This is a genomic window from Pedobacter sp. AK013, from assembly GCF_014205835.1.
Classification (GTDB): Bacteria; Bacteroidota; Bacteroidia; order Sphingobacteriales; family Sphingobacteriaceae; genus Pedobacter.
In genome coordinates this window covers 1-24066 of the sequence record NZ_JACHCQ010000036.1, presented here as the reverse complement: position 1 = coordinate 24066, position 24066 = coordinate 1, and the positions used below count along the sequence as shown (strand labels likewise).

Below are 24066 nucleotides of genomic sequence, written 5' to 3'. Positions count from 1 at the left end.
TAATAAATGCCTTTAGAGATCTTCAGAAGATATTTTCAACGCGCTTTCGTCACCCTGAACCGAGCTTTAGCGAGCTCCCTGAAGGTAATTTATTTCAGGGTCTATCTAGTAGGAAAGATGTTGACCAAGATTAGTTGTTAGGCCTTTAAAAATAGAAAATATGAAAAGAATTATTACCTTTTTAATCGTTGTTTTGGGCTTCTATCAGAGCGTAGATGCCCAGGGGTATAAAAACCCGGTGATTTCAGGTTTTCATCCCGATCCGAGTGTATGCAGGGTTGGCGACGATTATTATTTGGTTACCAGTAGTTTTGAATACTTCCCTGGGGTTCCGGTTTTTCACAGCAAAGACTTAATTAACTGGACAAAAATTGGCCATTGCCTTACCCGTCCTTCCCAACTCAAATTAGATAAATGTGCCCCTTCGGCAGGTATTTACGCACCCACCATTCGTTATCACGAAGGGCGTTTTTATATGGTCACCACGAATGTTTCAGGCGGCGGGAATTTTTATGTATATACAAACAATCCTGCGGGTGAGTGGTCTGAACCTATTTTTGTAGAACAGGGAGGAATCGATCCGACTTTATATTTTGAAGATGGTAAAAGTTACTTTATATCAAATGGCAAGGGCATTACAATCAGCGAAATAGATATTAAAACGGGAAAAAAACTTACCGAAGGCAAAATTGTATGGCATGGTACAGGTGGGCGGTATCCGGAATCACCGCATCTTTATAAGAAAGATGGCTGGTATTATCTGCTTATTTCAGAAGGAGGTACCGAATATGGACATAAAATGACCATTGCCCGCAGCAGATCTATGTATGGACCTTATGACCCAAACCCTTCTAACCCTATTTTAACCCATATTAATGAGAATGCACAAAGTAATCCCATCCAGGGTACCGGACACGGCGACTTTGTTCAGGCTCACGATGGTTCATGGTGGGTAGTATTCCTGGGCTTTCGCCCTCAAAGTTTACTACACCATGTATTAGGTCGTGAAACGTTCCTGGCTCCGGTAAGATGGGATGTAAATGCCTGGCCGGTAATAAATGGTAATGGCACGGTAGATATCGATATGAATGTGCCTACCTTACCTCTAAAACCAGTAAAGAAACCAGATTATTCGACCAATTTTAATGAAAACAAGTTAGGCGTTGATTGGATCTACCTGCGAAATCCATTTATGAAGAATTATTCTCTTACCGAGAAAAAAGGTTCATTGAGGCTCAAAGCAAGCCCGGTTTCTTTGGATGATCATGATTCGCCCACTTTTGTTGGGCGCAGACAGGAGCATATTAATTTTTCAGCCACCACTTTACTGTCATTAAAGGATGCAACAGAAGACGACCAGGCCGGAATGACGGCTTACTATTCACCTCAGGCACATTACGATGTTTTTTTGAAAAAATCTAATAATGGCAAATATAAAGTGTCTTTAAATTATAAAATGGGTGTACTGAACCATGTTGCACAAGAAGTCGAAATTTCTGGCGATCATGTTTATTTACAAGTAAAAGGAGATAAAGACTTTTACTCGTTTTACTATTCTGTAGATGGTAAAGAATTTAAATTTTTAGATAAGATAAACATATGGTACCTGAGTTCTGAAACGAATGGAGGTTTTACTGGTGTTTTAATTGGATTATATGCCCAATCCAAAAATAAAAATGCCAAAGCCTATGGCGATTTTGATGAATTTATATACAAACCAGTGCTTTAAATCAGTACGGGGCAATGCTATTTTGCCTCTGCAATAATATAATTAAGACCTAAACCAAGGATGAACAAAAGAATAGAAATCATATTATTTAAACAGCTGACATGGATTGTTTTATCCATGCTGCTTGCAGTAGTTAATGCGCATGCACAAACTGCAATGATTAATGCTCAATCCAGGAACGCTACCAGCTTAAACGGTGAATGGAATGTTATTCTGGATCCTACAGGCATTGGCGAATGGAGGCAGATATGGCAGGAAAAAAAGCCCTTGTTAAAAACCGATTTTGTAGAATATTCTTTTGAAGGTAGCCCACGATTGAAAGTGCCTGGCGATTTTAATTCTCAAATGTGTGAACTGACCTATTTTGAGGGGGTTGTTTGGTATAAAAAAGAATTTAGTTATTCGCTTGATAAAAATAAAAGGCTCTTTGTTCATTTTGGCGCAGTAAACTATCTGGCAGATATTTACTTGAATGGAGAAAAGATCGGGAGCCACGAGGGTGGCTTTACGCCATTTCAATTTGAAATAACTCAAAAAATCAAACCTGGTACAAATTCACTAATTGTTAAGGTTGATAACAAGAGGCTTAAAAACGGACTTCCGGGGTTAGGCTACGATTGGTTAAACTATGGAGGCATTACCCGTGATGTAAATCTTATCGAAACGGATAATACTTACATTGAAGATTATAGCATACAGCTCCTGAAAGGAAGCCAAAAAGAGGTGTCGGGATGGGTAAAGTTGAACGGGGCAGATAAACAAAAACGTATTAAAATTAAAATTCCTGAACTAAAGTTTGAGCGTTCAGTAAAATCAGACAACAATGGAGTTGCCGGACTACAATTTTCTTCATCTTTTAAATTGTGGTCGCCAGATGATCCCAAACTTTACAAAGTGATTATTGAGACGGAAAGTGATACTGTTGAAGATGAAATTGGTTTCAGGAACATTGAAGTAAAAGGCAATAAAGTTGTTCTCAATGGTAAGGAGATTTTTCTTAAGGGAATAAATATTCATGAAGAAAATCCATTTAAGGGGGCAAGAGCATTTTCTAAAGAAGATGCAACATTGCTGCTAAACCAAGCCAAACAACTTGGGTGCAATTTGGTTCGGCTCGTGCATTATCCGCATAATGAAAATATGATAAAACAGGCCGAACGAATGGGATTAATGGTCTGGAGTGAATTGCCGGTATACCAACATATTGAATTTTCAGATACTGCTGTTTTATCAAAAATGGATTTGATGCTCAAAGAAATGGTTCGCAGAGACAGGAACCGCTGTAGCGTTGTAATCTGGAGCCTTTCTAATGAAACCTACGATGGTACACCAAACCGTACCAAGGCGCTTGCTGCATTAACCCAGGTATGCAGGCAACTCGATTCTACCAGGTTAGTAACACACGTTACCAATAGTCAATCTTATAATAATAATTCTTTTAAAGTATGGGATAGCCTTTATAAGTATGTCGATATCATCTCGGTTAACGAGTATATTGGCTGGTATATACCCTGGCAAGGTAAGCCTGAAAATGTAACCTGGAACGTGGCCTTTCCGGATAAACCGGTTTTTATTTCCGAATTCGGTGGAGAGGCTTTGTTCGGCAATGTTGGTGGAGCGGCAGACGAGGCTGCTTCGTGGAGAGAAGAATATCAGCAGCAAATTTATATCAACCAGCTCAAGATGTTTAACACCATCCCCAATTTATGCGGGGTTGCCCCATGGCTTTTGTTTGATTACCGCTCACTGGGCAGAATGCATCCCCTTTATCAGAAAGGGTATAACAGAAAAGGCCTGTTATCTGAAAAAGGAGAAAGAAAAAAAGCCTGGTTTATTATGGAACAATATTATAAAAGAAAATGAAACCTATAAGTTTAAGACAAGTCGTACTGACTTTAGGCTGTTTAATGGCAACCTTTAATGTTTTTGGTCAAAGTAAGTCAATCTATCTTTGGGGGGGAGAAGCGCCAGGCGCAATTGTTAACGCCAATTATAAACAGCAGGTAGACTCAGCAAATAGCTGGATGAGCCAGATCTCAAAACCCATACTTGATGTGTATCCTGCCCCGCGCGAAACCGCTAACGGAACAGCAATAATTATATGCCCGGGCGGCAGCTATTCCGGATTGGCCATTGCTCATGAGGGAAAGGAAGTGGCCAAGTGGCTAAACAGTCTTGGCATTACGGCTTTTGTATTAAAATACCGGTTGCCAAATGATGCGATTATGACCGATAAAGCTATCGGTCCTTTAATGGATGGACAACAGGCTGTGCGCCTGGTGAGGCGCAACGCTAAAGAGTGGGGAATCAATCCCGGAAAAATCGGGATAATGGGATTTTCAGCAGGTGGGCATCTCGCCGCTACGATATCAACTCATTTTAAGGAAAAGGTATCCTCCACTAATGATACAACCAGCGTGAAGCCAAATTTTTCGATATTGATTTATCCAGTAATATCCATGCAGGAAAATATTACCCATAAAGGTTCAAAAGTAAATTTATTGGGCCAAAATCCAGCTGCAGAAAGGGTAACCTATTTTTCAAATGAACTGCAGGTGAATGGCGAAACACCACCTGCGTTTCTGGTCCATTCTATGGATGATAAAGCGGTTCCGGTACAAAATAGTGTGGCCTATGCACTCGCGATGGAGAAAAACAATGTTCCATGCGAACTGCATATATACCAGACCGGTGGGCATGGTTATGGACTTGCACACTCTAAAAATACGGAATCATTATGGCCTGAAGCTTGCCGGAAATGGATGGAGGTAAGGGGATATATTAAGGGGCAGGAAGCAGGAACCCCCATTTTTGATAGGACCGTAAAATTAAACCCTGACGATAAACCTGCATTTAACGATCCACCGGCAGGTTTCAGAAATAAACGCGACAACATAGCACATGGCAAGGTCAGTCCGGTTCAATACGCTTCCAAAGCACTGGGGCAATCGCGCGAAATGTTGGTTTATACGCCTCCGGGCTATTCGAGTGCCAAGCGCTACCCGGTAATTTACCTGTTGCACGGACTTAATTCAGGTAACGGCCAGTGGCCATACTGGATTAATGCCAATAATATTATCGATAACCTGATAAGCGAGGGTAAAATTAAGCCAATGATAATTGTTTTTCCAAACTGTAATACCAACGTAACCGTAAATAACCCAAAACCGGATGAGCAGGAGGAACGAAAAGGCGGTTATAAAGGTTACGGGCTGTCTTTCCAGAACGATTTGCTCCATGAAATTATTCCTTTTATTGAATCTCATTATTCGGTTTATACCGACCGCGGGCACCGTGCAATCGCCGGCTTATCTATGGGTGGTGGCCAATCCCTTAATATAGGACTATCGCATATCAACAATTTTGCCTATGTGGGTGGTTTCTCTTCGGCCCCCAATACCAACCAATTCGGAGGTCTTTCTGATGCTAAACTTTTACCCGATCCGTTGGCTGCAAAACAGAAGCTAAAAGTTTTATGGCTGGCCTGTGGTACGAAAGACGGCCTGTTTAATGTTAGCCAGCGCGTACACCAATACCTCAAAAAAGAAGGGGTGCCACATGTATGGCACGTAGATTCGAATGCACACGATGATACTGAATGGGCCAATAACCTGTATCTTTTTACTCAGCATATTTTTAAATAAGGGTACTAAAAAATATAAAGAAGACATTAACAATTAAGTAGATACTAGAATAAATGATGAAGAAGTATTTAATGGTGGCCTTGCTATCAATGCTCTGTGGAGTCACGGTAAAATCGCAGACTGCAGGGGCCTATTTTCCTGAAAAAGATTTAATTACCACAGGAATATACTATTACCCGGAACATTGGAAAGAAAATCAGTGGGAACGTGATATTAAAAAGATTGCAGACATGGGGTATGAGTTTGTCCACCTTGCTGAGTTTGCCTGGTTTAAAATGGAGCCAGAAGAAGGGCATTTTGATTTTGCCTGGTTGGATAAGGCAGTTGATCTCTGCACAAAATATAAGCTTAAAGTGGTCATGTGTACTCCATCGGCAACTACACCGGCCTGGATGCGCGTAAATTACCCCGAAACTTTTATCATGGATGGGCACTATATCCGTGCTGAACATGGAACAAGGGGGCTGGGTTCAATCGTTAACTCCAGGTACCGCTCTTTTGTCGAAAAAATAGTACGCGAAATGGCGAAGCGCTACGGTAAGAACAAGAATATAACCGGTTGGCAGCTTGATAATGAGCCAGATGCCAAACCTGATTATAGTCCGTCTTCGCAGGAAGCTTTCAGACAATGGCTAAAAACCAGGTACAAAACCATCGATGCCTTAAATGATGCCTGGGGAACAGCTTTCTGGAGCCAGTGGTATAACAGTTTTGATCAGATTATGATCCACAATACCAACCTGGTGGGCTGGTGGGGAAATAACCCGCATGCATTACTCGATTTTAAACGTTATTGTGCTGATGCGCAGGCCGAGTTTCTTGATTTTCAGGCCAGCCTGTTAAGAGAAAACATTTCGAAAGCACAATACATTACCACCAATTACACTGCTGTTTCTACCGGGGCCGATCCTGGCAGAACAAAAAAAGTTGATTTTGCAGCCTACACCGCTTATCCTAATGGCGGCAGCGATAATATTGGTGAGCTGGGGTTCAGATTGGGCGATAGCAGGCCATTACTATTTGCATCTTCATATTATCAGCAATTGGGAGGACTATCTGGAGTGATGGAGATTCAACCTGGTCCGGTAAACTGGGGAAGTTATAATCCGCTGCTTTTACCCGGAACAGTGCGCATGTGGTTATACCATAGCTTTGCTGCAGGCGGAAAACTGGCCTGCTCTTACCGTTTCAGACAGATATTGTATGGTTCAGAACAATACCATTCTGGCGTGATAAAAACCGATGGTACAACACCTTCACCAGGAGGAGAGGAGTATATTCAGTTTAATAAAGAAATAAAACAACTGCGCAAACTGTACAAACCGGGCAAAGTAATGCCCGAAAAACTGGCTGTACGATCTACGGCTATTCTCTGGAACCTGGAAAATTACTGGTCAATAGACAGGCAAAAACAGACCAACCAATGGGATACCTGGGGATATCCCGTTAAATTTATGGAGATTGCAAAATCGCTAGGTGCACCTGTAGATATCATTAATGAAACTACTGATTTTTCTAAATACAGCGTTGTCATTGTGCCTGCTTACGAAATGGCTGATGCCGCTCTGATTAAAAAATGGGAGAAATACGTTGCTAATGGAGGCCATTTAATAGTCACCTGCCGTACTGCCACCAAGAATAGGATGGGCCATTTCTGGGAAGGCAAAACTGCTGCACCAATATCGGACCTTATAGGAGCCGAAATTATGGCTACAGACATGCTTTCAGGGCGTAACAGGGGCGATGTTCAGAGCGGTTCAAAGCATTATGGCTGGAATAGTTGGGCAGATTTGCTCCAGGCCGGACAGAATTCGGAAGTTACCGGTGTTTATCAGGATCAGTTCTATAAAGGGAAGTCGGCTGTGGTGAAACACAAAATTGGTAAAGGAGAGGTAACTTATATTGGCGTAGCTACAGCAGACGTTGAATTGGAAAAGGATATTTTGGCCAATACCTACACCAGTGCAGGTGCTACAACCGAAAACTACCCTAAAGGGATTTACGTATATTGGAGAGATGGCTTTTATATGGCTGTGAACTATTCTTCAACCGATTATACGTTTAATCTTCCTAAAACTGCTGAACTTATTATCGGAAAGAAAACCCTTGGGCCTGCCGGCGTATTGGTTTGGACAGAATAGAGATGAGCTATAAACTTGGAGCATTGCTGGGCGTATATCAAGATTTTATCGTAAATTAGCAATATTAACGTTAACCAAACAATTATAAATTTTGCCTTTTGATAGTTAGTGATTTCCGCTGAACGGATACATCCGTTATTTAATAAAAAATTATGTTTCGGTTTTTAGCCCTGATCTGTGTACTGGTATGGTGTGATTTACTCTATGCCCAAGAAGATACTTTTCGTTTTTCCCGTATTGATATTACCAATGGTTTATCAGATAACCAAACCAATGCAATATATAAAGACCATAAGGGCTTTATGTGGTTTGGAACAATGGCCGGGCTGAGTAGATTCGACGGGCACGATTTTAAGATTTTCAGGCACAATTCAAAAGACAGTTCAAGCTTACCGAATGGGTATGTGATTGGCATATTTGAAGGGCCAGAGCGGGAGCTGTGGATTAAATCAAACCAGGGCTTCAGTATTTACGACCCGGCAAGCGAAAAATTTGAAAGCTTTCAGCAAAAACATTTTGCGAAGTATAAAATTCCAGGCGGATACCTTAGGGAGGTAAAAACAGATGGTCGCGGAAAGTTATATTTTAACGTCGAAAACCAGGGTATTTATTGTTATGATTCTAAAACCCGTACATCGAAAAAATATACTTTGAAAGGTGAGCAGATAAATGAACTGAAGAATACCCAGATAAGTGATTTTATTGATGATTTAAAGGGGAATTTATGGGTTGTTTATTATAACGGGATAATTGATAAGTTTAATGTAAAACAACAACGGGTAACTAACCGGTATAATACTGTATATGAGTATTTTGCAGGGCAGTCAAGCTGGTGTAATTTTAGTAGTGATGCTGACGGGGATATCTATATTTTTAGTGGATCCAATCCTTTTGGCCTGTTTTACCTGAATGCGGCAAGCGGAAATTTTCATTTATTCAGGAAAAATCCAGATCATACAGGTTTAACTTCTAAAAATGTAAGCCGCATAATTGAAGGTGATGATGGAAATATTTGGATTGGTACCGATCACGGTGGAATAAATATCCTGGATAAAAAGACCAAAAAGTTAACCTATATTTTAAATAAAGAGAACGATCCGCGAAGCTTAAGCGATAATAGTATTTCAGCATTATACAGGGATAACAATAATATCATCTGGATCGGTACCTTTAAAAAAGGAATTTGTTTCTATCATAAAAGCGTTTACAAGTTTCCGGCCAATCCTTATCTGGTGGGTAAAAACCCAATAAAAAAAGATGTTAATTGTTTTGCAGAAGATAACCATAACAATTTATGGATAGGTACCAATGGAGAGGGTTTATTGCGTTTAAATAAAATAACCGGCGAGATTACCACTTATCACAATAACCCCGATAATAATAATTCTTTAAGCAGCGACATTGTAGTAAGTCTCGAAATAGACCATGAAGGTGTATTATGGATTGGCACTTATTTAGGAGGCCTTGATGCTTTTGATGGAAAAAATTTCAGGCATTTTAAGTCTGGTCCGGGCCCCGAAAAACTATCAGATAATCGCGTTTATGCTTTGTTGAATGATTCTGACAACCGGCTTTGGGTGGGTACTCTAAACGGCGGGCTAAACTTATTGGATCGGCAGACCGGAACATTTAAACATTTTAACCCTGATATTAAAAATACAATAAACTCTTTTGTGGTTTCCTGCTTGTACGAAGACAGAAATAAAAATATCTGGATTGGTACCACCGGGGGCGTTAATATATTTGATCATAAAAGCGCTACCTTCAAATACCTGAAAAATAATCCTGCAGATAGCAACAGTTTGATACAGAACGATGTAAACTCTATTTTGCAGGATGCACGCGGATGGATGTGGATCGGCACAAAAGAAGGAATAAGTATATACGATCCGGTTAAGGGTACATTTAAAAACCTGAATGAAGCCGTCGGACTCCCTGAAGATATGGTGTTCGAACTCTTAGAGGATGAGCATCACCATATCTGGTATAGCTCACGCAAAGGTCTTTTCAAGATTTCTGTTAGTCATAACGGAAAAAATTACCATTTCAGGTATAGTAAATACAGTCAGTCAGATGGGCTTGAAAGTACCCAGTTTAACATCAATGCTGCGGGTAAAACCAAAGCGGGCGAACTGATTTTTGGAGGGCCAAGTGGGTTTAATATATTCAGCGCCAGCGAAATCAAAAACAGCAGTGTCTCTGCTGCCTTGGTGATGACCGACCTGGAAGTATTTTACCATAAAGTACGTGTAGGCGAGCGTATAAACGGACATGTTGTTTTACCCGAAACCATAACCTCGCTCAGCAATTTAAATCTTACCTATAAAGAAAATATCTTTTCAATCCAATTTGCGCTGCTCAATTATTTAAATCCAGATAAGATAATCTATAAATATAACCTCGAAGGTTTTGATAAACGCTGGCTTACCGTTTCATCTGAACTGCGTAAGGCCACCTTTACCAATCTCGATCCAGGAAATTATATTCTTCACGTCAGGGCTTTTAACGAAAACGATTCTGCTCCTATAGCAGAGTCGCACCTAAATATCACCGTTTCACCTCCTTTCTGGAGAACGACCTGGGCATATGTCTTGTACCTTGCGGTGATAGGATTTGTGCTACTATATATACGCAGAAGAGGTATTAATAAACTTAGGCGGGAGTTTGCTTTGGAGCAAGAAAGGGCAGAAGCCCGGCAACTGCGGGAGCAAGACCGTAAAGAAGCAGAAAGATTACGGGAACTTGATTTATTAAAGATCAAATTTTTAACCAACCTAAGTCATGAATTTAGGACACCAATTTCCTTAATTCTTGCCCCGGTTGATAAACTATTAATTGCCGCAAAAGAAAATGAGCGTTACGGGCAGTTGGCAATGATTAAAAGAAATGCAAGGCGTTTATTAAACCTAGTAAATCAGCTGCTCGATTTTCGTAAAATGGAGGAACAGGAACTGCGGTTAAACAATACTGAGGGTGAAGTGGTGTCTTTTATTAAGGATGCTACAGATTCTTTTTATGACCTGGCCGAACGTAAGCAGATAAAACTAACTTTTGCTAGTCCGATCGAAAGTTTGTATGCTTATTTTGATCAGGATAAAGTAGAACGCATCGTGTTTAATTTGCTCTCCAATGCATTTAAGTTTACTCCGGCTGGTGGAAAAGTAGAGGTTATGCTGCATAAGCGGTTAAATAAAACTGAAGATGGTAAAATCCTGTTGGAATTGAAGATACAGGATTCTGGAATAGGTATTCCGGCAGAAAAACAAGCGCAAATTTTTGATCGCTTTTTTCAGCATGAAACCTCTGCATCCATTCTTAATCAGGGATCAGGGATTGGCCTTTCCATTACCAAAGAATTTGTGAAAATGCAGGGTGGTGAAATAACCGTAGAAAGTGAGCCTGGTCAGGGTACCTGTTTTACGCTTCAGCTCCTGTTATCGCCGGTTGTAGAAGAACAGCCGGTTCATGACAGTGCAACGGAAGAATTGCCGATTCCACATGATACCGATGATAAGGAAGCAGTAAAAGGGCCGGCAGATAAATCTGGGTTGACAAAAAATGCCCCGGTGATTTTGTTGGTAGAAGATAACGAAGATTTTAGATTTTACCTTAAAGATAACCTGAGTACCTATTACAAGATAGTAGAGGCCTCAAATGGGAGGGAAGGCTGGCAAAAAGCACTAGCATTGCACCCGCATTTGATTGTTTCGGACATCAGTATGCCAGAAATGAGTGGTACAGAACTTTGCGCGAAATTAAAATCAGATGAGCGGACAAAACATATCCCAATTATTCTGTTAACGGCTTTAACAGCCGAGGAGGAACAATTGAAAGGATTAGAAACCGGGGCAAACGATTACATGACCAAGCCTTTCAACTTCGAAATTTTACACTCAAAGATCAAAAACCTTCTCACGCTGCATCAAACCTTTAAAAAAACTTATTCCAGACATGTCAGCATGTCGTCACCAGAAATAGAAATCGAATCAGACGATGTGAAATTCCTAAATACCGCATTGTTATATATTGAAGAGAACCTCCATAATTCGCAGTTATCTGTTGAAGATCTGAGTAGCCATATGGCAATGAGCAGAGTATCTCTCTACAAAAAATGCCTGAGGGTTACCGGTAAAACCCCTGTTGATTATATCAGGTCCGTTAAACTCGAAAAAGCGGCAGTTTTACTGGAAAAAAGTACTAAAACCATATCCGAAATATGTTACATGGTTGGTTTTAGTACGCCAAATTATTTTGCAAAAGCATTTAAGGCAAAATACAATGTACTCCCTTCAGAATATATAGCAGAAAAAAGGAATTTGAGTTAAAAACAAATTCCTTTTTTAAATATATTCTTTTACTACAAAACAATAAACAAATTGAATTGCTCATCTAGCATGATTTAAAGGGCTAAAATGTTTTAAGGATGCATTCTGTTAACATTTCTACTTACATATTTAACATTACTGCTCTGCGTCCAAAATGAGGTATTGTATGTTTGAAAAATAAAAATCAAACAACATTATTCTAACCATTTAATACATTATCCCTTTTATGAGACGATTCTCTTTTTTTATACTATTGTTGCTTGTTACAACAAAACTGCTTGCAGTAGATACTGTTGAAACACTACAGAATGGTATAAAGGTTCATCCAAAGACAGGAGCAGCTAAGACAATTGAAATAAATGTTGTGAACAGCCAGATTATACGGGTACAGGCTTCGCCCGATAATACTATTCCCCAGGTGACCAGCCTTTGTGTGGTACCCGGGCTTAAACCAACAGTTCCCTTTAAGGTAACAAAAACTGCATCATTTGCACAACTGTCTACTAAAGATATTACTGTAAAAATTTCTCTCATTTCGGGTAAGATTTCTTTCACTGATCAGGCCGGAAAGGTATTGCTCCAGGAGGCTAAAAGAACCTTTAGCCCTTTAACTGTAGAAAATGATAAGGGTTATACCTTTCAGCAAGTTTTTACGGGTACGCCTGGCGAGGCTATTTACGGCCTTGGGCAGCATCAGTCTGACGATTTTAACTATAAACATAAAAGCGAAGATCTTTTTCAGTACAATACCAAAGTTTCGGTGCCTTTTATAATGTCAACAAAAAAATATGGCATTCTATGGGACAACTATTCGCAGAGTAAATATGGCGATCCTAGAAATTACCAAGACCTGAACCAGTTTAGCCTTTTCAATAAAGACGGTAAGGAAGGTACGCTGACCGCAACCTATACCAACAAAGGCAGTGCAACTATTGTACGCCAGGAATCAGCAATCGACTATGAAAACCTGACAACTGTTAAGAAATTTCCTGCAGATTTTAATTTTAACAATGGTTCTGTAACCTGGGAAGGAGAAATTCTTGCCAACCAAACCGATGTTTACAAATTCAGTCTCTATTATGCTGGTTATACCAAAGTATGGTTAGATGGAAAATTGGTAGTGCCAGAGCGTTGGAGAACTTCGTGGAATCCGAACACATTTAGGTTTTCTTTCCCGCTAACAAAAGGAAAACGTACCAAAATAAGATTAGAGTGGAAGCCAGACGGAGGTGTTTCCTATATTGGCCTTAAAGCACTTTCTTCATCTCCGATAGAGAAAAATGGTAATATATCCTTTTGGTCAGAAATGGGCGATAAGATGGACTATTATTTTGTTTCTGGTAAAAACATGGATGAGGTAATTAGTGGTTACCGAACACTAACCGGAAAGGCGAGCATTATGCCCAAATGGGCAATGGGTTTTTGGCAGAGCCGTGAGCGCTATAAAACTCAGGATGAGCTATTAAATGTGGTAAACGAATACCGGAAGCGGAAGATTCCGCTTGACAATATTGTGCTTGATTGGAGTTATTGGCCTGAAAACGCATGGGGAAGCCATCAATTTGACCTGAAAAGGTTTCCAGATGCCAAAGGAATGGTAGATTCAGTGCATAAGGAAAATGCCAATATTATGATTTCTGTATGGCCTAAATTCTATACCACAACAGCACATTTTAAACAGTTTAGTGATAAGGGATGGATGTACATGCAGGCGGTACAGGATAGTATACGCGATTGGATAGGCAAGGGTTATGTTGGCTCTTTCTATGATGCCTATAACCCCGATGCGCAAAAATTGTTTTGGAAACAGATGAAAGATAACCTATACGTAAAGGGTTTCGATGCCTGGTGGATGGATGCTTCTGAACCTAACATTCGCGATTGTACCGATATGGAGTACCGTAAAAAATTGTGCGGTCCTACAGCACTGGGCTCTTCTACAAAATATTTTAATGCCTATGCCCTGATGAACGCCAATGCCATTTATAACGGCCAGCGCGAAGCGGATAATAACAAGCGGGTATTTCTGCTAACGCGATCTGGCTTTGCAGGTTTACAAAGGTATTCTACCGCTACCTGGAGCGGCGATATTGCATCAAGATGGGAAGACCTTAAAGCACAGATCCCTGCTGGTCTAAACTTTGCCATGTCAGGTATTCCGTTCTGGACAATGGATATTGGCGGCTTTTGTGTCGAAAAACGCTATGTTGACGGCCAGAATGCTTTTGATGCAACAGGTAATGAAAACGCTGATTTAAAAGAATGGCGTGAACTGAACTTACGCTGGTTTCAGTTTGGGGCATTCAGCCCGCTTTTCCGGAGCCATGGCCAGTTCCCTTACCGCGAAATTTATAATCTGGCCCCAGAAGGTCATCCTGTTTACAAAAGTTTGGTTTATTACGATGAACTACGCTACCGCTTAATGCCCTACATCTATGCTTTGGCCGGAATGGCATACCATAAAGATTATACCCTAATGAGATCGCTTGCAATGGATTATACTGCCGATCAGAAAACCTACGGGGTGAGCGACCAGTTTCTTTTAGGTTCAGGCTTAATGGTATGCCCGGTTTATAGTTACAAAGCGCGTAACCGGGAAGTTTATTTCCCTTCGGGAACCAAATGGTATGATTTCTATACCCACAAACAGATTGAAGGTGGCCAGAAGTTAAATGTTGAAGCCCCACTTGAGCGCATCCCATTATTTGTTCCTGCTGGTACTATTTTGCCTGTTGGAGAGGTAATGCAGTATAGTTCGGAAAAGAAACCTGATAATATAGAAATTCGCGTTTATAAAGGCAAGAATGGAGCATTTAGTTTATACGAAGATGAAGGTAATAACTATAATTACGAAAAGGGCGCTTTTTCTACCATCGATTTTGAATATTCAAACGATAAAGACATCCTGATAATCAATAAACGTAAAGGTAATTTCCAAGGTATGCTAAGCAACAGGACTTTCCGGGTAGTTGTTATCGGAAAAACAAATGCAGCACCGAAGATCATTCGTTATGATGGTACCAAAACAATAGTAAAACTTTAATAGATTTTATCGCAAATACATACACACAATTAATGAAATCAATATTATTAACGATAACAGTTATATGCACTTCTTTATTGGCGCGCGCGCAGCAAAAACAGCCAGTTTATCTTGATTTGAGCCAACCGATTGAGAGGCGGGTTGAAAATGCACTTTCGCTAATGACTACCGAAGAGAAAGTGTCTCTCTGTTATGCACAATCAAAATTCAGTTCAAAAGGTGTACCCCGCCTGGGCATACCTGAAGTTTGGACCGACGATGGACCTCATGGAATCCGTGAGGAAGTTTTATGGGATGAATGGGGAGGAGCAGGCTGGACAAATGATTCTTGTACCGCGTTTCCGGCACTTACCTGTCTGGCGGCTTCCTTTAATCCTAAATTATCTTTGCTTTATGGCCAATCAATCGGAGAGGAAGCCCGTTATCGAAATAAAACGGTACTGTTAGGACCTGGTGTAAATATTTACCGTACCCCGTTAAACGGGCGTAATTTTGAATACATGGGAGAAGATCCCTACCTCAGTTCCCGAATGGTGATTCCTTACATTCAGGGCGTTCAGTCTAACGGAGTGGCGGCCTGTGTAAAACATTTTGCGCTAAACAATCAAGAGGAGTGGCGTGGCCACATCAATGTTGATTTAAGCGACCGTGCACTAAATGAAATTTATCTGCCAGCTTTCAAGGCCGCTGTGCAGGAAGCCAAGGCATGGTCTATAATGGGTTCGTATAACCAGTTTAGAGGCCAGCATTGTTGCCATAACGACCTACTCCTAAACAAAATTTTAAAGAAAGATTGGGCATTTGATGGGGTTGTAATTAGCGATTGGGGTGGCGTTCATAATACCGACGAAGCTGTTAACAATGGGCTCGACCTGGAAATGGGTACCTATACCGATGGTTTAACCACCAAGGGCAAGTTTCCCTACTCATCATATTATCTGGCTAATCCCTTCCTAAAAGGGATTAAAGAAGGGAAATATGATATCACTTTGCTCGATGATAAAGCACGCCGCATACTTAGACTGATTTTTCGCACCACAATGAGCCAAAACAGGCCTTTTGGTCGTTTCGTTTCTCCAGAACATAGTGAGGCAGCCCGTAAAATCGCTCAGGAAGGAATTGTACTTTTAAAGAATGAAAATAAGTTTTTCCCTGTTCCAAGCGGAAAATTCAAAAAAATTGCAGTCATCGGAGAAAATGCTGACCGAAGCCTGGTCATCGGTGGAGGGTCATCATCACTCAAGGTGGCTTATGAAAAATCGCCACTGGATGGATTGATCGCTAAATATGGAAAAGATCATATTACATACAGTTTAGGCTATGCTTCAGGGCCTGCATTATATGGACGTGAAGAGCCATCGAAATTAAATGCCGATTCCTTGATTAATGCAGCCGTTGAGGTGGCAAAGCAAGCTGATATTGTCTTTTTTATTGGTGGACTAAACAAAAACCACTTTCAGGACTGTGAAGGTGGTGACCGAAAATCTTTCAGCCTTCCTTTCGGTCAGGATAAATTGATTGATGCTTTATTTAAAGCAAATAAAAACACTGCCGTCGTATTGCTTAGTGGCAATGCAGTGTCAATGCCCTGGATAAACAAGGTGCCGGCCATTATGCAGGGATGGTATCTTGGCTCTGAAGCTGGAAATGCGCTGGCAGATGTGATTTCGGGTGAAGTAAATCCTTCTGGCAAACTGCCGTTCTCTTTTCCTAAAAAATTGGAAGATAATGCAGCACATTTTTATGGTAAAATTTCCTACCCTGGTGATAGCATCAACCAGTTCTATAAAGAGGATATTCTGGTAGGGTACCGCTGGTTTGATACCAAAAAAATATCGCCCCAATTTTCATTCGGATATGGTCTTTCCTATACCAGTTTTGATTTAGGGCCGTTATCGTCAGATAAAAAATTATACAGCAAAAGCGATACAGTACGAATTTCATTTACTGTAAAAAATACCGGTGCAAAATATGGTGCCGAAGTTGTTCAATTGTATGTGCACGATCCTGTATGTACCGTAACACGGCCTGTAAAGGAACTTAAAGCCTTTGAGAAAGTTTTTTTGAAGCCTGGAGAGACCAAAACAGTTGAAGTTCGGTTAAAAGTAGCAGATCTGGCCTTCTACGATGAAACTAAAAAGAACTGGAATGTTGAGGCAGGTGATTTTATACTGCAGTTAGGCAACTCATCAAGTCATATTTCTCAAAAACTGAAAATTACGGTTCGGTAGTGTTACAAGATATTGAAAATCGATGAAGTTAAAGATGTTCTCCTTTAAATCAAAAGAGATTGCACCTTAAAATAAAAATATATAATTGTCCTCCTTGAGAGATAGCTTTTAATTGAAAAACATTGAAGTGATAAATTAAGATAAATCGTCATTTCCTTTGATTAACCAAAGGAAATGACACCAGATTTTTAGCCTCTTTTCCATGGCCTGTGTCCTCACAGGCCATTATTGTCATCATCAAAATTTTGGTCTGTTATAGAGCCTTCTTAAAAATGCCAAATCGAATCCAATAAGCTTAATTCGAAATGGGAAGACTTTTCTAAACGTTAATTTCAAGTCTATATCCTTTAGCCCGTATAACAACAATGTTGATATTGGGATCGAGTTCCAGTTTTTTTCTAAGCTTTGAGATAAACATATCCAGACTACGCCCTACAATAACACCTTCGTCTTCCCATATCTCTTTTTGCAATCGGCTTCTCTCTATCGTTTCATTGGGAGAAAGGGCGAAGATGAGTAGTAACCGCGTTTCAGTACCGGTTAGGTCTACCACCTTTTCATTTTTGGTGAGTTTACGGTTTTTCGCGTCAAACAGAACTGAGCCCAAAGTAATTATGTCGGCATGCTGATCATCATTAGGTAAAGCTCTTCGCGGTTTAATAGACCTAATAAAAATAAAACCAACTAAGGCTAAAAAGGGTAGGCTGCCCAAAAGATATCCATTCTTTACTGTATTTATGCCTGTTGCTTTCAATTTAATGTCGATCATGTAACGTGCTCTTGGTTGTTTTCTTCCTATGCATGTTATAATCTCATCTTTTTTATTTTTGGATATAGCATATTCATAGACTATATTGGAGCTGTTAGCGTTCAGGACTTTAACAACATAATCATCTGCCATCGGGTCTTTGGCCAACAAACGCCTCGTTGTATTCACCAGCAAGCCGGGCTGGAAAGTAAACTCATTCTCAAATTCGATCTGGTACTCATTTTCGGCAATCTTTTTTATCGGGAGTACCCTCGATGTACTGTCGCCCGATTGTAGGAGTAGTTCATGTCCGATCCGACGGAGCAAAACTTCTCTTCTGTCGAAATTAAAATCCTCACTGCCGGTCATACCGAATGTCACGCAAATTGCAGAGATAAATAAAACTAGCATGAATCCAAAAAGGTATTTGCCTTTTCCAGAGAAATGATTTCTACTATCAAACATAGTGTCAAGTTTTTATTTACAAAGTTTACATTTTTATTTACAATTCTGGTTCTTCATAGGGAAAGATATCAAAGTATTTTTGTTGCACCAACTTTAAAAAGATATGAGAAATAAAAAAAATGTATTAAACGTATCTGATTTATCAGCAGATAGAACTATGTTAATTAAACCTACAGAAATATGAAAAAAGTTATTTATGCGCTGATCTTACCGCTGGTTGTGGTAAGCGGACTAGTATTTGCCAATCGCGAAATTAAAAATGAAACGTCTAAAAGACCAACCCCAAAAACCCTCTCTGCTGCCGAAAGGGAAGTCGAACTGAAAAAATGGGAGGCCAGCCCTGATGGTGTAACATTCAAAAAATGGGAAGCGTCTCCCGAAGGTAAAAAAGTGCATGCCGATGCTGCTAAAATAAGGGAGCATATAAGTGATTTTACCAATATGGAGGCTGTTATAACCGCTCTTTCTCTCCCGCCAGGATCAAGATTAGGTTTTGGTGTAATGGCCAGGATTAATGGTGCCGATTACATTGTAAAATTTGAGCCGGAAAAGTCTCAACTCGAACAATTGCAGAGCCTGAAAGTTAACGACAAAATAATTATAAGAAGCCATGTCGTATCATGCGCGCCCAAGTATTCATATCCAATAGTATCGGGCGAGTATGTAGAACGGGATGGTAAAGTAATTTTTAAACGTATTCCCCGCAAAGGCGGTTGCTGAGGTGATAAATTATGAAACCGGGAAGAAAATCTTTAGAAACATTCTTTCCGGTTTTTTTATTCATAAGTCTTATCGATCAGAAAATTCACCGCATTTTCAATTTCCGTTCTTCCCTCAGTAGTTGTTAAGTCTAGTCCGCAGAAAGTACAGTCGTTTGTTGTGGCGTAAATGTCCAAATAATAAATTCCCGATATCAGCAATGCAATAATGGCCCTATATCTTTTAGCGTTTTCCTTGAAATAAGGGTCAGTAATACTTTCAAATAAGCGTGCACCATTTTCTTCACGATCGTTTGCGAGTTTTTTTAGCGATTTACGGTTCTCTATTAAGCCCCAGAGCAAAATTTTCTGTAAATCCTTATTTTTGAAAACATAATCAAATTGGGAGAGGAGCATTGTTTTACAGAATGTTTTCCCCCCATCATTCGTTACAGGGCCTCCCGACTCATCTTTTACATTGCTCCAAAAATCCTGGAAGCGGATATATTCGTCAATGAGTTCGTCCTTTCCACCGAAATAGTTATAGATCAATTTTTTGTCCAGGCCTGCAGTACGTGCGATATCGTTAACCTTAAGGCCCGAGAAACCTTTGGTATGGAGTATTTTCTCTACCGCATTTAAAAACTTCTGTTTGCTTTTTTCTTTGTTTCTTAACGATTTAACCCCTGTTTTCTGCTCCATGTGATGAAAAATAATCGTGTGGGAAAATTACACAATCAATTTTAATTATTTTTATCACCAATCGGTGATATATTGTATATTTGTTCTGTAGAAGAAATATATAAAATGATTGTGTGTATCTTCTCTATAATCAAACTACATTAACTTATTTCAGTTTTGTAACGCTCATCCTGCTCATTCTGAAGGTATCAGATCTCATTGCGCTGTATCTACAGGGCAACATGCCTGGTCTGATGCCTCAGGGAAGCAGAATAATAATGAATTCCTTTCATTCACTTTTCATTTTCTTTTTTCGTAACTTCTATACAAAAATGGTATTTTTCGTCTATGGATGTGATTGCAAATTTTCCTACGCTTGATATTAGTGAATTTTGGCCTGATCAAGATTCGGGAAATAATTTGCTTTATCATGAAATAATTGGGAAAAGATACATTGAAAAACCACACAAGCATGATTTTTTTCTTTTTATGCTTTTTGAGCAGGGTAGTGGTATACACACCATCGATTTTATAGATCATCAGGTTATTGGAGGTCAGTTGCATTTATTGTTTCCCGAACAGATCCATAAATGGGAGCTAGGCAAAGACACCCATGCTCACCAACTTATGATTAGCAGGAGCATATTCGAAACCCTGGCCAATTCTTTACGCTTTTCATTAATCTTATATCAAAACTATCCCATTATTAATCTGGGCGCCAACGCTTACGAGAAAATTCTGTACGAATTTCGGAGTATCAGATCTGAACTGGCAAAACCTGCCATACTTTGGGAAATTATCAATGCCAGGATTAGGCTTATTGCGCTGATGGTTAGTGAGAAGGCCGGAACGTTATTTAATAATCAAACGGTTTATCAAAGCAAACCTGTGTTGTTTAAATACCGCTCGCTTATCGATATGCATTATAAGAAGGAAAAATTTGTTGCCTTTTATGCCGACCAGTTAAATATTTCGGCAAATTACCTGAATATGCTATGCAAAAGGCATTTTCACGTATCTGCTACAGCACTGATCCACGAACGTTTAATACTCGAAGCAAAACGGATTTTACTAACAACCGAAAGGCCAATTAAAGCAATTGCTTTCGACCTCGGTTTTTATGATGTGGCGTATTTTTCTAAATTCTTTAAAAAACAAACCCGGATTACTCCACGTGCATTTAGAGGGCAGTAATGAATTGCACAAAATTTTCCCTATTAAATTTGATAAATAATTATGGATAGTTATAAATGATACAATTTTTAATATAAATCCTACTATTCATAAACATAACAGAATACTAATTTTGTGATAAAGAATTCTGTTATGACAAACCCAAATTCGATTTCGAGAAAAGATTTTATTAAAAGCTCATCTATTTTACTTGCGAGTACCTGTTTACTTTCAGCAGAACAGGCAATTGCAGATGAAAGTGTAGGCCGTTTCTCAGGAAAAACTTTAACATTAAAAAATGTTAGGCTAGAAACTGGATTCGAATATGATCAGGATGAAGTAATCAAAACTAAAACCGGGCTTTTCATTATTGAGATTGAAGATGGTAAGTTGAAGCAGGTGCTTCCTAATAATCCTAATGCAAAAGCAATCGATGCAAAGGGACTGTTAATGCTTCCTGCTTTCAGGGATATGCACATCCATTTGGATAAAACCTATTACGGATTGCCATGGCAGGCACATTTAAAAAAGAACAGATCTGTAAAAGATATGATCGCTTTTGAGCAACAGATAATCCCCGAGCTTTTAAAAACTTCTATACCACGTTCAGAAAAATTGATTGAATTGCTCCAGTCGTACGGAACTAGTTATGCAAGGTCGCATGTAAATATTGAGCCTACCTCTGGATTAGATTCATTAAAGCATTTAGAAAGCGCATTATTGAACAAAAAGAAATCTTTTCAGGCAGAGCTAGTGGCTTTCCCCCAGCATGGCATATATTATACTAAATCTGCTGAACTGTTAAAAGAAGCAGCCAAAATGGATATAGACTTTATTGGTGGCCTTGATCCAACTTCTATTGATGGCGCTATTGAGAAGCACATGGATTTTGTAGTACAGTTAGCTTTAGATAATGGAAAAGGGATTGACATCCATCTTCACGAACCTGGTGAATCTGGACTAAAAACAATCGAATACCTGATTGATAAAGTAATGGAAAACCCAGTATTAAAAGGAAAAACCTATGTGAGCCATGCTTTTGCACTACGATATCTCGATAAAACCAAAACAGAAGAAATCGCCGAAAAACTTGGCGCGGCCAAAATGGGAATAGCTTCAACCATTCCGCTTTCTGGCAATCCGATGCCTATTCCTGCACTGTACAAACATGGTGTAGAAGTAGTAGCAGGCAATGATTGTATTGTTGACCATTGGAATACTTTTGGTACAGGAAGCATTTTGCAAAAAGCCAATATTGCTGCTCAAATTTATGGCTATCGTACAGAATTTGAACTTTCCAGAATATTGAAACTGGCAACTGGCAGTATCCTTCCTTTAGATGACCAAGGAAAAAGGCAGTGGCCAAAAGCAGGCGATAAAGCTAATCTGGTACTGGTTGATGCCAGTTGCTCTGCAGAGGCTGTATCACGTGTATCTCCTGTGAAATCATTGATCCATGATGGTAATCTGGTTTTCTAATTTATCTGCACATAATTGGTTCATATTTTGCTAACTTAAAGTTATGATTAATGTTAGCCCCGAAGCAAAACAAAAAGCATTGTTGTTTCTTTCACGGAACCAGAAAGTAGCAGCTGTTAAGGTAGTTAAAGATCACAGTGGCTGCGGTTTAAAAGAAGCCAAAGATTATGTAGACGCTTTAGAAGAAGGAGTAAATCAGCCAGTAAACAATCTGGCAGATCTGGATGCGGCGCTATTGGTTATATTAAGTCAGGGCAATAAGTTAAATGCAATTAAACACTATAAGGATGTTACGGGCTTAGGGCTGGCAGAAAGTAAAGATTATATTGAAAAACTGATGCAGTTTAAGGTTAGCGGCAATATGATGCAACAAAGCAGGGATACCGATATTAAAAATATCACTGCGAATGCCACAAATAACCAAAATTCACCCAAAAACTTTTTGATTAAATTGTTGATCATTATTTTAATCGCAGCAGCTTTAGCCTATTTCTTGGTTAAAATTTAAGGGCAAACATATTGCAATATTTCTGATAGAATTAAAATGTGGGGAGTAGAATTCTTAACTTGATTTAACACACAAAAAAATCTTAAGAATATGAAAATCACGTTAGACACAAAATCCCTTTTATTGGGTTTTTTGGGCGCCGGCTTAATGTTTACGGCCATCAGTTTTAAAAACGGACAAAATCAAACCAGTAGAAGGTACCACACCGAAGTAAATCCCAATAATCTTGTCGTTATCCTCGATACTGAAACCGGAAATTACATCATCGCACCGGCCATGCAGTCTTCTGGAAAAGTACAATGGATAAAGGGCGAGTTTAATAAAACATTTAGCACGGGGGTAGATAGTAAAAAAGAGCCGAAATAATAAAGTTGTTTTATCGTAGCAAAAGATCGTCTTTGCGAGTGCTCACCATAGCTCTAGCCTGAAAAAAATGGGGGTGACACTTTAAACTTATATGCGCTCATATGTCTTATATGGTAAAAAAATATATATTGATTATCAGTTGTTTATATAAACGTCATTATAAGAAGGCCATTTCAGCCGACGAAGCAATCTTACAACAATCGCTACCAGCGTAGGCATTAAGATTGCTTCGTTCCTCGCAAAATAACGACCTTTCTATAGGAATCTGTTAATGGGAGCGGAGTCGAATGACCTTATTACAATTAAAAGATGATGAAGAATTAGATTACTTCACGCTTATCCGCTCAACTACTGGCTTACCTGTCGATTCTTCTGTACCTTCCACTTCCGCATATTTTACATTCGGAAGCCAAAAACTGCCACCCTGTATCCTTACAAATAACCGGTTAACCTTAATGGTGCGGTTATTAATCGTTACCGAAACATGGTAGCTTTTATCGCTATACTTTTGCAGATAAAATGGTAATTTTTTATGTGATACAAACCTAAACTCATATTTATCGGCTCCAAGGGCTTTCGTATCTATCCCGTAGGCAAACTTGCGTTGGATATAGCCGAGATCCTTTTTCTGTCCTTTTTCACCGTACCGGATCCAATAAACCTGGATAGGAGCATCGGTATTGATAGTCCCGTTTTCTTTGAGATTTAGTGCATAAATTGGATAAACCGCTTCAAATTGCCCCCCCTTCGCCACTTTAAAACGCCCCCCTTTGCCGAGTTAATTTGATAAGGTCCGCCAAAGCAAAAAGCCCCCTTTGCGCCGATCCAAATTGAC

15 protein-coding genes are annotated in these 24066 nt (G+C 39.6%); 12 read left to right on the top strand and 3 right to left on the bottom strand.

Going from position 1 to position 24066, the window contains the following annotated elements; genetic code table 11:
• Positions 1–160: 160 nt before the first annotated feature.
• The 7 genes from HDC90_RS20605 to HDC90_RS20570 all read left to right on the top strand — a co-directional run bounded on the left by HDC90_RS20605 (position 161) and on the right by HDC90_RS20570 (position 17113).
• Complete coding sequence (locus HDC90_RS20605; RefSeq protein ID WP_184469752.1) at positions 161–1729, top strand: glycoside hydrolase family 43 protein; 1569 nt, start codon at positions 161–163, stop codon at positions 1727–1729.
• A 60-nt stretch (positions 1730–1789) separates the two neighbouring features.
• Positions 1790–3592, top strand: coding sequence for a glycoside hydrolase family 2 protein (locus HDC90_RS20600; protein ID WP_255497785.1), 1803 nt, complete (start codon positions 1790–1792; stop codon positions 3590–3592).
• Positions 3589–5373, top strand: coding sequence for an alpha/beta hydrolase-fold protein (locus HDC90_RS25375; protein ID WP_221451909.1), 1785 nt, complete (start codon positions 3589–3591; stop codon positions 5371–5373). Before HDC90_RS20600 ends, HDC90_RS25375 begins: the two co-directional genes overlap by 4 nt.
• 56 nt (positions 5374–5429) lie before the next feature.
• On the top strand, positions 5430–7514 hold the full coding sequence (locus tag HDC90_RS20585) for a beta-galactosidase (RefSeq protein WP_255497784.1): 2085 nt from the start codon (positions 5430–5432) through the stop codon (positions 7512–7514).
• 152 nt (positions 7515–7666) lie between these two features.
• A complete protein-coding gene (locus HDC90_RS20580; RefSeq protein WP_184469748.1) occupies positions 7667–11839 on the top strand; it encodes a hybrid sensor histidine kinase/response regulator transcription factor in 4173 nt (1390 codons plus the stop codon).
• 226 nt (positions 11840–12065) lie between these two features.
• A complete protein-coding gene (locus tag HDC90_RS20575) occupies positions 12066–14882 on the top strand; it encodes a TIM-barrel domain-containing protein (protein WP_184469746.1) in 2817 nt (938 codons plus the stop codon).
• A 32-nt stretch (positions 14883–14914) separates the two neighbouring features.
• The gene (locus HDC90_RS20570; protein WP_184469744.1) at positions 14915–17113 is read left to right on the top strand and encodes a glycoside hydrolase family 3 protein; all 2199 of its coding nucleotides are present in this window, start codon (positions 14915–14917) and stop codon (positions 17111–17113) included.
• Positions 17114–17432: 319 nt separating this feature from the next.
• On the opposite strand, the gene HDC90_RS20565 is transcribed toward HDC90_RS20570, so the two are convergent.
• Positions 17433–18326 carry a winged helix-turn-helix domain-containing protein gene (locus HDC90_RS20565; RefSeq protein ID WP_184469742.1) on the bottom strand — a complete coding sequence of 298 codons (894 nt, stop codon included), beginning with the start codon at positions 18324–18326 and terminating at the stop codon, positions 17433–17435.
• 180 nt (positions 18327–18506) lie between these two features.
• On the opposite strand from HDC90_RS20565, the gene HDC90_RS20560 reads away from it, so the two are divergent.
• On the top strand, positions 18507–19046 hold the full coding sequence (locus HDC90_RS20560; protein WP_184469740.1) for a hypothetical protein: 540 nt from the start codon (positions 18507–18509) through the stop codon (positions 19044–19046).
• Positions 19047–19102: 56 nt separating this feature from the next.
• Here the strand turns inward: HDC90_RS20560 and HDC90_RS20555 are convergent, their stop codons facing one another.
• On the bottom strand, positions 19103–19726 hold the full coding sequence (locus tag HDC90_RS20555) for a TetR/AcrR family transcriptional regulator (protein ID WP_184469738.1): 624 nt from the start codon (positions 19724–19726) through the stop codon (positions 19103–19105).
• 327 nt (positions 19727–20053) lie between these two features.
• Between HDC90_RS20555 and HDC90_RS20550 the strand changes: the two genes are divergently transcribed.
• From HDC90_RS20550 to HDC90_RS20535, 4 genes are all read left to right on the top strand, one after another.
• Positions 20054–20899, top strand: a complete 846-nt coding sequence (locus HDC90_RS20550; RefSeq protein WP_184469736.1) for a helix-turn-helix domain-containing protein — start codon at positions 20054–20056, stop codon at positions 20897–20899.
• A gap of 132 nt (positions 20900–21031) precedes the next feature.
• On the top strand, positions 21032–22357 hold the full coding sequence (locus tag HDC90_RS20545) for an amidohydrolase (RefSeq protein ID WP_184469734.1): 1326 nt from the start codon (positions 21032–21034) through the stop codon (positions 22355–22357).
• Positions 22358–22400: 43 nt separating this feature from the next.
• A complete protein-coding gene (locus HDC90_RS20540) occupies positions 22401–22865 on the top strand; it encodes a ribosomal protein L7/L12 (protein WP_184469732.1) in 465 nt (154 codons plus the stop codon).
• A gap of 90 nt (positions 22866–22955) precedes the next feature.
• A complete protein-coding gene (locus HDC90_RS20535; RefSeq protein WP_184469730.1) occupies positions 22956–23231 on the top strand; it encodes a hypothetical protein in 276 nt (91 codons plus the stop codon).
• A gap of 325 nt (positions 23232–23556) precedes the next feature.
• On the opposite strand, the gene HDC90_RS20530 is transcribed toward HDC90_RS20535, so the two are convergent.
• On the bottom strand, positions 23557–23985 hold the full coding sequence (locus HDC90_RS20530) for a DUF4833 domain-containing protein (RefSeq protein ID WP_184469728.1): 429 nt from the start codon (positions 23983–23985) through the stop codon (positions 23557–23559).
• Positions 23986–24066 lie beyond the last annotated feature (81 nt).

Excerpts from the sequence above, each read along its gene's own strand:
- HDC90_RS20555 (WP_184469738.1), bottom strand. The coding sequence starts at position 19,726 with ATGGAGCAGAAAACAGGGGTTAAATCGTTAAGAAACAAAGAAAAAAGC.
- HDC90_RS25375 (WP_221451909.1), top strand. The coding sequence starts at position 3,589 with ATGAAACCTATAAGTTTAAGACAAGTCGTACTGACTTTAGGCTGTTTA.
- HDC90_RS20600 (WP_255497785.1), top strand. The coding sequence starts at position 1,790 with ATGAACAAAAGAATAGAAATCATATTATTTAAACAGCTGACATGGATT.
- HDC90_RS20550 (WP_184469736.1), top strand. The coding sequence starts at position 20,054 with ATGGATGTGATTGCAAATTTTCCTACGCTTGATATTAGTGAATTTTGG.
- HDC90_RS20570 (WP_184469744.1), top strand. The coding sequence starts at position 14,915 with ATGAAATCAATATTATTAACGATAACAGTTATATGCACTTCTTTATTG.
- HDC90_RS20540 (WP_184469732.1), top strand. The coding sequence starts at position 22,401 with ATGATTAATGTTAGCCCCGAAGCAAAACAAAAAGCATTGTTGTTTCTT.
- HDC90_RS20535 (WP_184469730.1), top strand. The coding sequence starts at position 22,956 with ATGAAAATCACGTTAGACACAAAATCCCTTTTATTGGGTTTTTTGGGC.
- HDC90_RS20545 (WP_184469734.1), top strand. The coding sequence starts at position 21,032 with ATGACAAACCCAAATTCGATTTCGAGAAAAGATTTTATTAAAAGCTCA.
- HDC90_RS20605 (WP_184469752.1), top strand. The coding sequence starts at position 161 with ATGAAAAGAATTATTACCTTTTTAATCGTTGTTTTGGGCTTCTATCAG.
- HDC90_RS20575 (WP_184469746.1), top strand. The coding sequence starts at position 12,066 with ATGAGACGATTCTCTTTTTTTATACTATTGTTGCTTGTTACAACAAAA.
- HDC90_RS20560 (WP_184469740.1), top strand. The coding sequence starts at position 18,507 with ATGAAAAAAGTTATTTATGCGCTGATCTTACCGCTGGTTGTGGTAAGC.
- HDC90_RS20580 (WP_184469748.1), top strand. The coding sequence starts at position 7,667 with ATGTTTCGGTTTTTAGCCCTGATCTGTGTACTGGTATGGTGTGATTTA.
- HDC90_RS20565 (WP_184469742.1), bottom strand. The coding sequence starts at position 18,326 with ATGTTTGATAGTAGAAATCATTTCTCTGGAAAAGGCAAATACCTTTTT.
- HDC90_RS20585 (WP_255497784.1), top strand. The coding sequence starts at position 5,430 with ATGAAGAAGTATTTAATGGTGGCCTTGCTATCAATGCTCTGTGGAGTC.